The sequence below is a fragment of the Mesorhizobium sp. M1423 genome, from assembly GCF_040317575.1.
Taxonomy (GTDB): domain Bacteria; phylum Pseudomonadota; class Alphaproteobacteria; order Rhizobiales; family Rhizobiaceae; genus Mesorhizobium.
On record NZ_JAMYKU010000028.1, the window covers coordinates 1 to 14,464 of the forward strand.

Here is a 14,464-nt window from a genome sequence, read left to right on the forward strand (position 1 = left end):
ATGCGCCTATATAAAAACTGATGAATTCGTCGGGCTAGGTGCCAAAGTCGGCGCCTCCGGGCGCCGACCGCAACCTCTTCGGTAACAACTAGAGCAATTCCAGGAAAAGTGTGAAACGGTTTTCCGTCCGGAATTGCGTCAAAACAAAGAGATAGAGCGGTTCGGCGTTTCCGTGAAAACGATGAACCGCTCTAACAGCCGAACTGGAATTCCAAACAAGAGCGGCGGGCCATGCCCGCCGCTATTGTCTTTGCATGGCGGAAAAACGCCTGCTTCAAGCCGCCTTTGCTTCTGCTTCATGGAGCGCGAAAGAGCGCCCGTCGGCGTCGAAAATATGCAGGTCGCCTGCGTCCGCCGTCAGCCGCAGCGTCGCTCCGCGCTTGACCTCGACATTGCCCGGCAGCTTGGTCACCAGCGGCAGGTCGGCGCGGCCGATGTCGACATAGACGAGTTGGACCTCGCCGAGCTGCTCGACATAATCGACCGTCCCTTCGAACAAATAGTCGGCGCCGGTGGCAATCATCAGATCCTCCGGCCGCACCCCGAAGCTCACCGCAGCGCCTTTCGCCGAGGCAGGCGTTGCGATCGGCACCGTTGCCTTGCGGCCGCCGACATGGCTGACGAGCGTCGGGTTGCCGGTCTTGTCGATCGTTGCCGGCAGGATGTTCATCGCCGGCGAGCCGATGAACTGGGCGACGAACAGATTGCCGGGCCGCTTGTAGAGCTCCATCGGCGTGCCGACCTGTTCGATATGGCCTTCCTTCAGAACCACGATGCGGTCGGCCAGCGTCATCGCCTCGACCTGGTCGTGGGTGACGTAGATCATCGTTGTGGCCGGCATCGATTCCTTGAGCTTGGCGATCTCGATGCGGGTAGCGACGCGCAGCGCCGCGTCGAGGTTGGACAGCGGCTCGTCGAACAGGAAGACCTTGGGATTGCGCACGATGGCGCGGCCGATAGCGACGCGCTGGCGCTGGCCGCCCGACATCGCCTTGGGCAGACGGTCGAGATATTTGGTCAGCTGCAGGATCTCGGCCGCCTGGCGCACCCGCTTGTCGATCTCGGCCTTGCTTTCCTTGCCGATCTTCATCGAGAACGCCATGTTGTCGTAGACGGTCATGTGCGGATAGAGCGCATAGGACTGGAACACCATGGCGATGCCGCGCTTCGACGGCGGCACGTCGTTGACGATTTCGCCGTCTATCTTGAGCTCGCCCGAGGTGATCTCCTCCAGCCCGGCGATGCAGCGCAGCAAGGTCGACTTGCCGCAACCAGACGGACCGACGAAGACGATGAATTCGCCCGACTTTATGTCGAGGTCGACGCCGTGCAGAATGTTGAGATTGCCGTATGATTTCTTCACTTGCCTTAGCGTGACATCGGCCATGGTACCCTCCAGTTCTTCCTTGAATTCAGTCGATACGCCCGAACCAGGCGCCGTAGCCGCCGAGGCGGATAGTGCCGGCGCCAGTCTGTCCCGAAAACCCGTGCCCCGGCAAGGGCTGCAGTGAGCGGCCGCCGAGATCGACCTCGGCCGGCTTTGCTCCGAGATTGAAGGCGCAGACGATCTGCTCGTTGCCTTCGCGGCGCGTGAAGGCGACGGTGTCGCCCTCGCTTTCGATGAACTCGATATCGCCCTTGGCCAGCGCCGGATGGGCGCGGCGGAAAGCCAGGAAGCGCCGATAGTGCTCGAGCAGCGAGCCGTCGTCGCCCTGCTGCACATTGACCGCTTGCGCAAGATGCTTGCTGGGCACCGGCAGCCAGGGCTTTGCCGTCGAGAAGCCGCCATTGCGGGCAGCGCCGTCCCAGACCATCGGCGTGCGGCAGCCATCGCGGCCCTTGAATTCCGGCCAGAAGCGGATGCCGTATGGGTCCTGCAGATCTTCAAAGCTGAGCTCGGCCTCGCTAAGCCCGAGCTCCTCGCCCTGATAGATGCAGACCGAGCCACGCAACGACATCAGCAGCGCCGAGATGACCTTGAGGTAGGCGGTCGGGTCGGGCTCGCCGGCAGCCCAGCGCGAGGCAGGGCGCATCACGTCATGGTTGGAGAAGGCCCAGCACGACCAGCCGTCGCTGGCCACCTTGCCGAAGGTTTCCAGCACCGAGCGTACCTTTGCCGCGCTGATCTTCTCCGGCGCCAGGAAGTCGAAGGAGTAGCACATGTGCACGCGCTTGCCGCCGGCCGTATAGGCCGCCACTACTTCCAGCCCACGCTGCGAATCGCCGACTTCGCCAACCGCGGCCGTCGCCGGATATTCGTCGAGCAGGGCGCGGAAGCGTTCGAGGAAGCCGAGGTTTTCAGGCCGGCTCTTGTCGTAGAGATGGTCCTGGTAGTTGTAGGGGTTGACGGCCGGCGCCGTCTGGTCGTTGCGCTGCTCGGGCGGCAGCGGCGGATTGTCTTCCAGCCCTTGGCTGTGGAAGTAGAAATTGATGGTATCGAGGCGAAAGCCATCGGCGCCGCGCTCCAGCCAGAAGCGGGTGACATCGAGCAGCGCGTCCTGGACCGCGCGGTTGTGGAAATTGAGGTCGGGCTGCTCGGCCAGGAAATTATGCAGGTAATATTGCTGGCGGCTGGTGTCCCACTGCCAGGCCGAGCCGCCGAAGATCGACAGCCAGTTGTTGGGCGGCGTGCCGTCCGGCTTGGCATCCGCCCAGACATACCAGTCGGCTTTTGGATTGCTGCGGCTCGAACGGCTTTCCTTGAACCATGGATGGATGTCGGCGGTGTGCGACAGCACCTCGTCGATCATCACCTTGAGGCCAAGCCGGTGCGCCTCGGCGGTCAGCGCGTCGAAGTCGGCCAGCGTGCCGAACATCGGATCGACATCGCAATAATCCGACACGTCGTAGCCAAAGTCCTTCATCGGCGATTTGAAGAATGGCGAGATCCAGATGGCGTCGGCACCGAGCGAGGCGATGTAGGGCAGCCGGCCGATGATGCCTCTGAGATCGCCGATGCCGTCGCCGTTCGAATCCTGATAGCTGCGCGGATAGATCTGGTAGATCACGGCACCTCGCCACCAGTCGCGATCGATCGCGAGATCGGGCTTCGGGGTCGCCTTCAAAGCGGATTGCATGATTTCAACCTCCTTTCACCGAGCCGGCAAGCAGCCCGCGGACGAAATAGCGCTGCAGCGAGAAGAACACGATCAGCGGCACGATGATGGTGACGAAGGCCGATGTCGTCAGGATCTCCCAGTCGCCGCCGCGCGAACCGAGCAACGCATTGAGCTTGGCGGTCAGCACGATCTGGTCGCCCTCGGTACCGAGGAAAACCATCGCCACCAGCAGATCGTTCCACACCCAGAGAAACTGGAAGATGGCGAACGAGGCCAGCACCGGGAACGACAATGGCAGCACGATCTTGACGAAGATCTCGAAATCGCTGGCGCCATCGATGCGCGCCGATTCCATGATCTCGCGTGGCAGGCCGGCGATATAGCTCCTCAGAAGATAGATGGCGAAAGGCAGGCCGAAGCCGGTATGCGCCAGCCAGATGCCGAGATAGGTCTTCGACGGCACGCCGAAGAAGCTGCCGACGCCGTTATAGAGCTTCAACAGCGGGATCAGCGACATCTGCAGCGGCACGACCAGGAGGCCGATGATGACGGCGATGAGCAGCGCCCGGCCGGGAAAGCGCATCCACGCCAAAGCGTAGGCGGCGAACGCGGCGATCAGGATCGGGATCACGGTCGCCGGAATGGTGACGGTCAGCGAATTCATGAAGGAGCGGCCGATGCCTTCCGAAAACAGCACCGTGTCGTAATTGTCGGTGGTGAATTTCGGCGGCGCCGACGAGGCGTAATAGACGCGCTGGCCGCGTTCGCTTTCGAAAGCCTTCGGCGAGGTCATGACGAAACTGCCGTCGGCATTGAGCTGCAGGGTCACGCCGTCGCCGAGATCGGCTGTCGTGCCGGCGGGATATTGCGTCGGCGCGGCCGACTTGACGCCGAAGGCACTGATGTTGCGGGCCGGACCGTCGCCGAAGATATTGCCTTGCAGGACGAACTTGCCGTCCTTCTCGACTTGCGCCGAGGCGGGCGGCAGCCGTCCGGCTTCCGTCTGGCTGGAACTGGTGAACGAGTTCCACCAGCCCGAAGCGATGATCTGGTCCTTGTCGCGCAGCGACGACACCAGAATGCCGAGCGTCGGGATCGTCCAGATCGCAACGAAGATGAAAACGGCGATATGGACGCCGAAACGGCTGACAAAGGACTTTCCGGTCGCCACGGCCATCTCAATGTCCTTCCGTCTCTTTGTTCGCCTGGCGGATGTTCCAGACCATGATCGGAATGACCGCTATCATGATGATGATGGCGATGGTGGCGCCGCGGCCGAAATCGCCGCCGCCGCGGAACATCCAGTCGAACATCAGATTGGCCAGCACCTGGCTGTTCCACTGGCCGTTGGTCATGGTCAGCACGATGTCGAAAACCTTCAGCACCAGGATGGTGATGGTGGTCCAGACGACGGCGATGGTGCCCCAGATCTGCGGCACCATGATCTTCCAGAAGATCTGGAAAGGATTGGCGCCGTCGATGACGGCGGCTTCCAGCGTCTCTTCCGGAATGCCGCGCAAGGCCGACGACAGGATGACCATGGCAAAGCCGGTCTGGATCCAGATCAGGATGACCATCAGGAAGAAGTTGTTCCAGAACGGCAGCGATATCCAGACCTGCGGCTGGCCGCCGAAATACTGGATGATGGCGTTGAGCAGACCGATCTGCGTCTGGCCGTCGCCGCGATACTCGTAGATGAATTTCCAGATGACGCTGGCGCCGACGAAGGAGATGGCCAGCGGCAGGAAGATCAGGCTCTTGGCGATGGTGCCCCACCAGATCTTGTCGGTGAGCACGGCGATGATCAGCCCGAGGAAGGTGCAGGCGGCCGGCACCACTGCCAGCCAGATGATGTTGTTGAGGATCGAGTTGCGGAACTCGCGGTCGCCGAACGCCCAGTGATAGTTGGCCAAGCCGACGAAATGGCCGCCGCCGCGATCGAGGAACGACAGCCTCAGCGTCTCCACCACCGGGTAGATCAGGTAGATGGTGAGGATGATCATCGCCGGCCCGACGAACAGCCAGGGCCGGATCACCCCCTGCCGCCGCAGATTGTTAATCGCCGCCTTGCCGGAAACGCCGCGTGCCGGAAAGATCGTATCGAGTGCCTTGTTGGCGCCCCAGAAATAGGCGACGCAGCCGCCCACGCCGATGATGATGACGAATATCGCCGAAAAAATCTGAGCCGCCATGGGTCCCTCCCCCTGCGCACGGATCCGCCAGTCGAGAATGGCTTTGGCGACGGGATCATGCGCCGATTCAGTTGTCTGGAGCGCGACCGGCCGAAAAGCAGGTCACTGGGCGCGCATCATGCCGGAATGCGTTGTGCTCACGACAATCGACGCGACGCCAAGCACCGGATAAGGTCCGGGCCGTTTGAGGCCCGGACCGCATCACATTGGGAACTCAAGCCGGCCGCTTACTTGATCGCGTCCCAGCTTTTCTGGATGTCGGTGGCGACGTCCTGGGCGGACTTGCCGCCGACCAGGTCGATCATGCCGGTCCAGAAGGCGCCGGCGCCGATCTTGCCCGGCATCAGGTCGGACCCATCGAAGCGGAAGGTCGAGGCGTTGGCCAGGATTTCGCCCTGCTTCTTCAGCGCGTCGCTGGCATAGGCGTCCTTGTTGACCGACTTGAACGGCGTCACGAAGCCGCCCTGTGCCATCCAGATCTCATGAGCGAGCGGCAGCTTCAGGAATTCGATGAAGGCACGCGCTGCCTTGGAGTCCTTGGTGATCATGGCGAGCGTGCCGGCGCCCAGCACCGGAGTGCCGAGATCGGGCTTGGAGGCGTAGGGCGGGTAATAGAAGAAGTCGGCATCCTCGCCGATCTTGGTGCCTTGCGGGAAGAACGTCGGGATGAATGATGCCTGGTGGTGCAGATAGCATTTTGGCGGCACCGAGAAGAGGCCCTTCGGGCTGTCGCGGAAATCGGTCGCCGCAACCGCCTTGGCACCGCCCTCGACCATTTTGTCGTCGGTCGCGATCTTGCCGAAAATGTCGATGGCGTTGACCACGGCCGGATCATTGAACGGAATTTCGTTCTTCACCCATTTGTCGTAGGTCTCGGGCGTCTGGGTGCGCAGCATTATGTCTTCGACCCAGTCGGTTGCCGGCCAGCCGGTGGCGCCGCCCGAACCAAGCCCGATGCACCATGGCGTGCCGCCGTCGGCGATGATCTTCTTTTCGAGCTCGGCAAGCTCTTCCTGCGTCTTCGGCACCTTGTAGCCGGCTTCCTCGAAATTGTCCGGCGAGTACCAGACCAGCGATTTCACGTCGGCCTTGTAGGGGAAGGCGAAGAAACCGGGCTTGCCGTCCTTGTCCTTGAAGGTGCCGAGGTCGACCCAGGATTGGCCGGCGCCGTAATTGTCCTTGACCCAGTTGGCGGTGTCGTCGCCGAGCGGCGTCAAAAGCCCCTTCGATGCCAGATCCTGGATCAGGCCCGGCTGCGGCAGCACGGCGATGTTGGGCGGGCTGCCGGCCTGCGTGTCGATGACGATCTGCTGTTCGTAATTCTCCGACGAGGAGTACTTGATCTCGGCGCCGGTGGCTTCGGAGAAGTAATCGAGAACGGTGCGGACAAGCCCTTCGTCCTCGCCGCGCCACGGTCCGAAGATCGTCAGCGTCTCGCCCTTGAGGTCGACCTTCTTCAGCTCTTCGTAGTTCGCCCAGTTGAAACGGGGATCTTCGCCCGGTTTGAACTTCAATTCGGCTTGCGCCGGCATGGCCAGGGCGAGCGTGGCAAACGCGGCGCCCAGCAGAAGCATTTTCTTCATCGGTATTCCCTCCCAGTGGTGACCAACACCGAACGAAACCTCCATTCCGTCCGCCGGCGCTGCAGGACTGTGACTCAGTCGGAAAGGAACTGCAACCTTTCGTAGAGTCTTCCAAAGCGCTTTGGTGATTTTGATCACGCCACTGAATTGATCCGGAGTCAAGAGAAAGCCAAACTAATCGATTTAATTTCTGCGGTCGAGTGCCAGCGAAAGTGCGCTGCAGCACAGTTTTCTGGCGGTGCAGCAGCAAATTCGGCTTCAAACCGGTCCGAACCGTGCGTATGGTCATTGCGCTCGGCAAGGCGGTTCGTAGCGGCCAGCTCGATTCAGATTAAAAGCGCTTTGAGGTTTGGAGGCCTCCGGTGAACCTCAAGCAGCTCTCCCACATGCTGGCGCTTTCGCAGACCACGGTGAGCCGCGCATTGAACGGCTACCCGGAAGTCAACGAGGAAACGCGCCGGCGGGTGGTCGATGCCGCCAAGCGTCACGGCTATCGCCCCAATCCGAGCGCCCGCCGGCTGGCGACCGGCAAGACCGGCATGATCGGCTATGTGCTGCCGACGGGGACGACCGTCGACATCGATCCGCATTTCGTCGAGTTCCTGTCCGGCCTCGGCGACTATGCGCGTTCGCACGAGCTCGACCTGGTGCTGTCACCGGCCGATGCCGACGACCAGGAGACGACTTACCGCCGCATTGTTGCCAACCGGCAGGTCGACGCGGTCTATATCTCCTCGCCGAGGCCGGCCGACCGGCGGGTGGCGCTGGTCAATACGCTCGGCATTCCTTTCATCGTCCATGGCCGCAGCGAAGGCTTCGATTTCGACTATCCCTTCACCGACATCGACAATGAGGGCGCCTTCCACGAGGCGGCGCGGCTTCTCGTCCAGCTCGGTCACAGGCGTCTGGCGCTGATCAATGGCGACGATCGCGAGACCTTCGCCATCCATCGCGAGCGCGGCGTGCGCCGCGCGCTCGCGGCAAGCGGACTGGTGCTTGGTAATCAGCATGTCTGTTCCCTCACCATGACCGAGGAGAATGGCTACCGCGCTGCCCGGCGCTTGCTGGAACAAAGCGACGCGCCGACGGCGATCGCCTGCTCCAGCCTGATCATGGCGCTCGGCGTGGTGCGCGCGGTGCGCGATCTCGGCCTGACCATTCCGGGCGACCTGTCGCTGATCGCCCATGACGACGTCTTTCCCTGGCTGAAACCGGAAAATTTTTCGGTGCCGCTGTCGACGACGCGTTCGTCGATCCGCCTGGCGGGCGCGCGCATTGCCGAACGGCTGGCGGCGCGGATTTCCGGCCTGGAGGAGGGGGCTTGCGGCGAGGTCTGGCCGGTCGACCTGGTGGTCAGGGGATCGGTCGCCGGCGCGCCGGCCTAGGGGCATAACTCAATCACGGGCGAGGTCGACGTTGGCGGCTGTTGGCCAGCACCAGCGAATGCGTCCTGGTGTCAGGCCGCAGATTTGAGGTGATCGATGAAGGCGCGCAGCTTCGGCAGGACTTGGCGCTTGCCTGGATGATAGAGGAAGACACCCGGCGTCGTCGTGGCGATGCTGTCCAGCACCGACTTGAGTTTTCCTTCTTCTATCAGACCTTCGGCGGGTGGTCGTGGTGTCTGCGCCAGCCCAACGCCCCGCGTCGCAGCCCCGACCAATGTCGAATAGTCGTGCGCGATCAGCGGGCCTGAGACGATCGCTTCGATCGCGCCATTGCCGTCGACGAAGGACCAGGGCGCGATCGCGCCATTCGAGCGGCGCAAGCGTAAGCAGGCGTGGTGGCGCAAGTCCTCGACACGCTCGGGACGGCCGTGGCGCTCGAGATAATCAGGGCTGCCGACGACCACGAACGAGAACGGCGCTGTCAGCCGCACCGCGACCATGTCGGCGGCGATGAGCTGGCCGAGGCGGATGCCGGCATCGAACCCGCCGGTCGCCAGATCAACCATCTGGTCGCTCACGGCGATCTCCAGTTCGATCTCAGGATAGGCTTTGCAGAACGACGCGATCAGCGGCTCCAACATCAGCGGCACGATAGCGCGGGGCACAGACAGGCGCAGCAGACCGGTCGGCCGCTGGCCGATATCACGGGCGGCCTCGCCGGCCGCGACAAGCTCTTCGAATGCCGGGCCGGCACGGTCTAGGAACCGCTGGCCAGGCTCGGTCAAACCAACGCTCCGCGTCGTGCGGACGAACAGCGCCGTGCCCAGGCGAGCTTCCAGCGCGCGCACCGCCTGGCTCACGGCCGAGGGCGTCACGCCGAGATCGGCGGCGGCGCGGCGAAAGTTGCGGCGCCTGGCGACGGCCAGGAACGCCTCGACGCCCTCCAGCGCACCATGTCGGACTGTGTAGTTCTGCTTCATAGGTTGTTGTGATTACACCGGATAGTCGAATTGCGGTAGCGGGCTTAAAGCCACGTGAATCAACTGTTGAGAGAAGGCCAATGTCCACGGAAATGGTGTTCCAAACCCATCTTGTTCTCGGCTATGTCGCGTGGCTGCTTTGCTTCGGCGCGTACGGTTTGCCGTGGCTCAGGTCGATGGACCGGGTCGCAGCGCAACGTGCTATCGCTACGCTCCACAGCTTCCGCTTCTTCGGGCTCGTCTTCATCGTTCCAGGCGTTGTAAGCCCCAATCTGCCCGTCGATTTCGCCGTGTTCGCCGCCTACGGCGATTTCGCGACTGGCGTGCTGGCCATGCTGGCGCTGCTCACGGTGAGGATACGCCCGCTCTTCTGGCCGTTGGTCGTCGCCTTCAACGTCGTCGGGACGGTCGACCTCATCGTCGACTATTACCACGCCATTCAGATCGGCCTTCCTGCACGCGCGGGGGAACTGGGCGCAACCTACGCGATCCCGATCATCTACGTACCGCTGCTGATGATAACGCACATCGCCGCATTCTATTTTCTGGCGCGTCCTCGGCAAAACGCGACTTGAGCCATCGTAGTCGATCCGCCTGGCCGGCGCGCATTGCCGAACGGCTGGCGTCGCGAATCTCTGGCCGGAGCAGGCCGCGCGCGGCGAGGTCTGGCCGTTCGACCAGTGGTCAGGGCATCCAGGGCCGGCGCGCCGATGTAAAGGTCCAACTCGATCACTCCCGGCGACCGAGTTCGACCCAGAGCGGCCGTCCGACCCTGCGAGCCCGATGACGCTGGCCAACCCTTAGCAGAAAACGGACTGAAGAATAGCCGCGCTGCAGCAGCAAAGGAGATCGATCGCTTCCCCAATACCACAACCGCTATCGGCGGAGTACCGAATCGGCCGGCTGAGCCGTCGTTATCGGATCGGCATGACGATGCACAATCTTCCACAGACCATCTTCTGGGCGAAAGACGCTCGTCGCGCGTAACGCAAGAGGCGTGACATCGCTCCGACCGCCAACCTTGGACCTGAGCCGCTCCACTTCGACGATGTATGCCAGCTCAGACGTCACACACTTCGCTATGTTCTCGAAGCCGGTAGCGTCGCCGTCCCTGTAGTTCGATGCCGCTTGCTCCATCGTCTCAACGACCTGCTTCCATCCATGCGCGAAAGGGCCAAAGGGATTGCCCAGTGTTACATCGTCTCGTTGGGAAAAGAGCTTCTTCGCTGGCGCGGGGTTTCCTTTCATTAACTCATCCAGAGCCAGGTGGTATTCTTCAACTGCTTGATCGAAGCCACTGGCGTCGAGGGACACGTCATCCTCCCTGTCGTTTTTATTTCTGATCCGGGCTGGCGACCACAGGTCTACATTCTGTGCGCCCGCAGCGGTGAAGCATTTTCCCTACGGCGGCGTAGTGCAGGTTGGCTTGGTCATTATAGCACGGCGTGAGACAAGTTTCGCGACAGCGTTATGAGACGGCTCGGTTCAAACACGAGAGTTAGTCCTTGGCCGCCTCGGCCGCCTTGGTGTTCAGAAGCCCAAAGCCGAAATCATTGTCCCGCCCCTTGGGGCCGAGATCCTTTGCCGTGGCGGCCAGTGCTTTCTCGACCCAGTCGGCCGAACGGTCGGGCGCGGCATGCAACAGGTTGGCGACCGCGCCGGTCACGATCGCCGCTGCAAAGGACGTCCCGGTCACCACATCCGAGCCGGCGCCGCTTGGCGCCACCATCTCGACGCCGGGAGCGGAGATGAAGACGTAGGCGCCGCGATTGGCCTGCGGCATCAGCCCGTCCTTGGCATCGGTGGCCGTCACCGCGATCACGCCGTCGAAGGCGGCCGGATAACCATAGGGCGCCTTCGGCCCGTTATTGCCGGCGGCCGCGACCAGCACGATGCCAAGCGCGCGAGCATTGCGGCAGGCGATGCCGAGCAGGTCGTTCTTCGGGCCGACGAAGCTCATATTGATGATACGGACATCCTGCTCCGCCGCCCAGTCGAGCGCCGAAAGGATGACGTCCATGGTCGACTTGCCGCCCTCGAAGGCGCGGGCGTGATAGATCCTGGCGCCCGGCGCCATGCCTTTGAACGCGCCGGTGCCGGCGATCAGTCCATCGACCGAAGTACCGTGGTCGCGCGCCTTGATCGGCACGTCGGGCATGGCATCGAACTGCTCGGCGATGACACCGGAGAGCGCGGGATTGCTGTCGTCGATGCCGGTGTCGATGACGCCGACGCGGACATTCTCGCCGCTGGCTTCGTTGGCGTCGAGCGCGATGCGCTCGAACGCATAATTGACGATGCTGGCCGCCTGCTGCAGCGCATAGACGTGGTTGGCCTCACGCCGCAAAGTGCGGCCGTCGGCGGCAAGCTGCGCCAGCACGACGCCGACTGGGCGGCCATCGGGAATGCCGAAGCGCACCAGCGTGTTGCCGAGCAGCCGCGACTGCCGCTGCGAGCGTATTTCGAGGCCGAACGAGGCGGCGATCTGCTGGACCGCGCCGGCATCGCCATTGACCGTGACCAGCACCTCGTCGGGCACGAAATCGCCGATCACGGCGCGCGGCGGCTCGGTTGCGATAAGATCGGTGGGTGCTACGACCGGACCGCCCGGCGCGGCCGCCGGTATTGCCGGCAGGCCCGAAGGCGGAGCGGTCGGCGGGGCCGCAGTATTGCCGGGAGGTATCGGCGCCTCGGTGACTAGGGCAGGATTGGGGAACAAGTCGACGATCAGCGCGGGAAGAAACACGGCACTCACCGTTGAAGCCTTAGCCGGCGTTTTGCCGCCGCTATCCTTCCCGTCGTCGCCGTCCTTGGCGCAGTCGGTGCCGGCGGCACTTGCCCGGTTCAGGCAGTCGATCTCCGCCTGGGTGAGGTTCGGGTCGTTGGTCTGCGCCATCGCGGACGTGGCGAAGATTGTCATCGCCGCCGTCAATCGAATGACCGCCCTAGCCGCCATCAGCCGGTTTCCTTCCCTCCAGGGCAGCTTCGGTGAAAGGCTGGGCGGCAATAAGGCCAAGCAGCTTCTGATAGTCGGCGGCGGTCTTGGCCGGAACGCCGAGGCGGAAGACGCCGTCGGCGGTCGGCCCGCCGGCGATCTTCAACTGGTTCTGGTCGAGAAAAGCGACGATGTCGGATAGCTTCGCATCCGGTTTGAACTTCACCAGTGCAAACGGCATTTTGGCCAGATCGTCTTCCGATCCGGCAATCTCGAAGTCGCCACCTTGGTTGCCGGTCTGCACAAAGGATTGCGCGACGACCAGGGCCAGCAGCACCGCGGCCGCCGCCCAGGCGACGCCGGCCGGCACCGCCATGAAGCGGCTCCAGGCCTGCGCCAACCAGGGCGACGCCGCCGGCGCGCGGGCCGGGCCGGCCTCGGCGTCGAGCGCCTTGGCAAAGCGGCTGAGCGCATCGGCCGGCGGGCGGATTGCCTCGTTTGCGGCAGCAGTGCCGGAGAATTCGGCCTCGGCCTCGCCAAGCGCGGCCATCGCCGCCGGATCGCTCTCCAGCCATTCCTCGATGGCTTCCAGCTCGGCGCCTTCCAGCGAGCCGTTCAGATAAAACGGCAGCAGCATTTCCATTTCGTCGCGGCGTGACATTTTTTCAGCGGCGCTCATGGCCACCCCCTGTCGTAACCGGCGGCCTTGAGGGCTTCGCCGAGTTTCTTGCGGGCGTAGAACATCCTGGTCTTGACCGTGGCGACCGGAATACCGAGCACCTCGCCGATCTCGCTCACCGATTGCCCGTGATAATAGGCAAGGTCGATCACCGTGCGATGCTCTTCCGGCATGGCTTCGATGAAGCGTCGCAAGGCAGCGGCCTTGTCTACCTTCATCGTCACGACTTCCGGCGTGTCGGCACCGTCGGCGACCTGGGCCGCGTCATCGTCGTCGATCCAGTCTTCCTTCTTCTTGCGCAGCAGGGACAGCGCCTTGAAGCGGGCAATGCCGAGCAGCCATGTCGAGGCCTCCGAGCGCCCCTCGAAGGCCGGCGCCTGCCGCCAGAGCTCGAGGAACACCTCGTTCGCGATATCGTCGGCCATCAGTTCCGATCCCGTCTGGCGTGCCACGAAGCGGTAGACCCGAGCGTGGTGGCGCATGAACAGGAGCCGCACGGCTGCACGGTCGCCCTTCGCGACCCGCTCGACGAGCGCGCGATCGGTCTCCGCGGCCGTCATCGCCGGTCGAGCCGCCTGGCTCCTGCCTGCTCTGTCGCTGATCGGCTCAAAAAGGTTCACCGCCTCCGCCGGATATTTGCGGAGGCTAACCGAAGAGCAGAGAGGTTGCCAGAGGTGCGCTTTCTCCTTCTCCCTGCGGGGGAGGGAAGACGCCGCCTTTGCAAACATCGCTGCCAGTGAATACGCTCCGCAAATGATCAGGAATCCCACAGTTACGGTCGGTGCATTGCTGGTGAACCACGACCGGAAGGTCTTGATGGGTCTTCGCGCTGCCTGGAAGAGCGCGTGGCCTGGGCATTGGGACACGATCGGCGGCCGCGTTGAAGCCGGAGAGACGCTGGAAGAGGCACTCGTTCGCGAGATTCAGGAAGAAATTGGAGTGACGCCAACAGATTTCGGTTGGATGCAGTGCATTGGAGAGCGCCATCCCGAGCTCTATGGGAAGGCGTTGCACCACGTTTTCAAGGTCATCGGCTGGGAAGGCGGGAATCCAAGCAACATTTGCGAGGAACACACCGAGATCCGGTGGTTTGATGTCGAGGAACTTCAGCGCCTCCCCAATCTGGTGGATTGCGATTATCCCCGGCTCGCAAAGCTCGCCGCGACGTGACCTCCCGAAAGTACCCGTTCTCGCGCGTGATCCGCGCACCGATCCTCGGCATTTCCCGTGACGCAGGGGAATCCCTAGGTGCTCAATTTCCCGCGCTTGCCATCCGCCGTCCCTTGATCGCCTTCTCCAGCCCGCCGATCTCCACTTCGGGCATCTGTCGCTGATCGGCCCAAAAAGGTTCACCGCCTCCGCCGGATATTTGCGGAGGCTAACCGAAGAGCGGAGAGGTTGCCAGAGTGTACCGTTCTCCCCCTTTTTAGCGATACTGTCTCGGCCGTCAGGCTCGCAATGACGGCGGCCACAAGGCGGCTCATAACCATCGGGTAAGGTGCAGTCGTTCAGCCTCGGGCGAGGCGTAATTGGACGCCATCGCCGTGCAGGGATTCCCGACAGTTTTGTAACTCAACAGTCCGCTGCCGGGCGACTAAGGTCCCGATCGCAAATGGCAATCCAGCCTGAAGAAACGAAATGTCATGACCAA

The 14,464-nt window shown here is 62.9% G+C and carries 13 protein-coding genes; 3 read left to right on the plus strand and 10 right to left on the minus strand.

The window, feature by feature from the left end; all coding sequences use genetic code 11:
* Positions 1-274: 274 nt before the first annotated feature.
* The 5 genes from NKG95_RS27360 to NKG95_RS27380 all read right to left on the minus strand — a co-directional run bounded on the left by NKG95_RS27360 (position 275) and on the right by NKG95_RS27380 (position 6,834).
* On the minus strand, positions 275-1,387 hold the full coding sequence (locus NKG95_RS27360; RefSeq protein ID WP_023718338.1) for an ABC transporter ATP-binding protein: 1,113 nt from the start codon (positions 1,385-1,387) through the stop codon (positions 275-277).
* Between the two features lie 25 nt (positions 1,388-1,412).
* Positions 1,413-3,077, minus strand: coding sequence for a beta-galactosidase BglA (gene bglA / locus NKG95_RS27365; protein WP_353043032.1), 1,665 nt, complete (start codon positions 3,075-3,077; stop codon positions 1,413-1,415).
* 4 nt (positions 3,078-3,081) lie between these two features.
* Complete coding sequence (locus NKG95_RS27370; RefSeq protein WP_023718340.1) at positions 3,082-4,236, minus strand: carbohydrate ABC transporter permease; 1,155 nt, start codon at positions 4,234-4,236, stop codon at positions 3,082-3,084.
* 1 nt (position 4,237) lies between these two features.
* Positions 4,238-5,251, minus strand: coding sequence for a carbohydrate ABC transporter permease (locus NKG95_RS27375; RefSeq protein ID WP_352640567.1), 1,014 nt, complete (start codon positions 5,249-5,251; stop codon positions 4,238-4,240).
* Between the two features lie 227 nt (positions 5,252-5,478).
* The gene (locus NKG95_RS27380) at positions 5,479-6,834 is read right to left on the minus strand and encodes an ABC transporter substrate-binding protein (RefSeq protein WP_353043033.1); all 1,356 of its coding nucleotides are present in this window, start codon (positions 6,832-6,834) and stop codon (positions 5,479-5,481) included.
* Between the two features lie 362 nt (positions 6,835-7,196).
* Here NKG95_RS27380 and NKG95_RS27385 point away from each other — a divergent pair, with 362 nt between their 5' ends.
* On the plus strand, positions 7,197-8,219 hold the full coding sequence (locus tag NKG95_RS27385; protein ID WP_353043034.1) for a substrate-binding domain-containing protein: 1,023 nt from the start codon (positions 7,197-7,199) through the stop codon (positions 8,217-8,219).
* A gap of 71 nt (positions 8,220-8,290) precedes the next feature.
* Here the strand turns inward: NKG95_RS27385 and NKG95_RS27390 are convergent, their stop codons facing one another.
* On the minus strand, positions 8,291-9,199 hold the full coding sequence (locus NKG95_RS27390; RefSeq protein ID WP_353043035.1) for a LysR family transcriptional regulator: 909 nt from the start codon (positions 9,197-9,199) through the stop codon (positions 8,291-8,293).
* Positions 9,200-9,279: 80 nt separating this feature from the next.
* Here NKG95_RS27390 and NKG95_RS27395 point away from each other — a divergent pair, with 80 nt between their 5' ends.
* Positions 9,280-9,774 carry a DUF8737 domain-containing protein gene (locus tag NKG95_RS27395; RefSeq protein WP_353043036.1) on the plus strand — a complete coding sequence of 165 codons (495 nt, stop codon included), beginning with the start codon at positions 9,280-9,282 and terminating at the stop codon, positions 9,772-9,774.
* Between the two features lie 301 nt (positions 9,775-10,075).
* On the opposite strand, the gene NKG95_RS27400 is transcribed toward NKG95_RS27395, so the two are convergent.
* The 4 genes from NKG95_RS27400 to NKG95_RS27415 form a co-directional block, all read right to left on the minus strand.
* On the minus strand, positions 10,076-10,513 hold the full coding sequence (locus NKG95_RS27400; protein ID WP_353043037.1) for a YybH family protein: 438 nt from the start codon (positions 10,511-10,513) through the stop codon (positions 10,076-10,078).
* A 184-nt stretch (positions 10,514-10,697) separates the two neighbouring features.
* Positions 10,698-12,155: a S8 family serine peptidase gene (locus NKG95_RS27405; RefSeq protein ID WP_353043038.1), complete on the minus strand. Its 1,458-nt coding sequence runs from the start codon at positions 12,153-12,155 to the stop codon at positions 10,698-10,700.
* A complete protein-coding gene (locus tag NKG95_RS27410; RefSeq protein ID WP_353043039.1) occupies positions 12,145-12,813 on the minus strand; it encodes an anti-sigma factor in 669 nt (222 codons plus the stop codon). The genes NKG95_RS27405 and NKG95_RS27410 overlap by 11 nt, the downstream gene beginning before the upstream one ends.
* Positions 12,810-13,373, minus strand: a complete 564-nt coding sequence (locus NKG95_RS27415) for a sigma-70 family RNA polymerase sigma factor (RefSeq protein ID WP_353043040.1) — start codon at positions 13,371-13,373, stop codon at positions 12,810-12,812. The genes NKG95_RS27410 and NKG95_RS27415 overlap by 4 nt, the downstream gene beginning before the upstream one ends.
* Before the next feature lie 193 nt (positions 13,374-13,566).
* On the opposite strand from NKG95_RS27415, the gene NKG95_RS27420 reads away from it, so the two are divergent.
* Positions 13,567-13,983, plus strand: a complete 417-nt coding sequence (locus NKG95_RS27420) for an NUDIX hydrolase (RefSeq protein WP_353043041.1) — start codon at positions 13,567-13,569, stop codon at positions 13,981-13,983.
* The last annotated feature ends 481 nt before the right edge of the window (positions 13,984-14,464 follow it).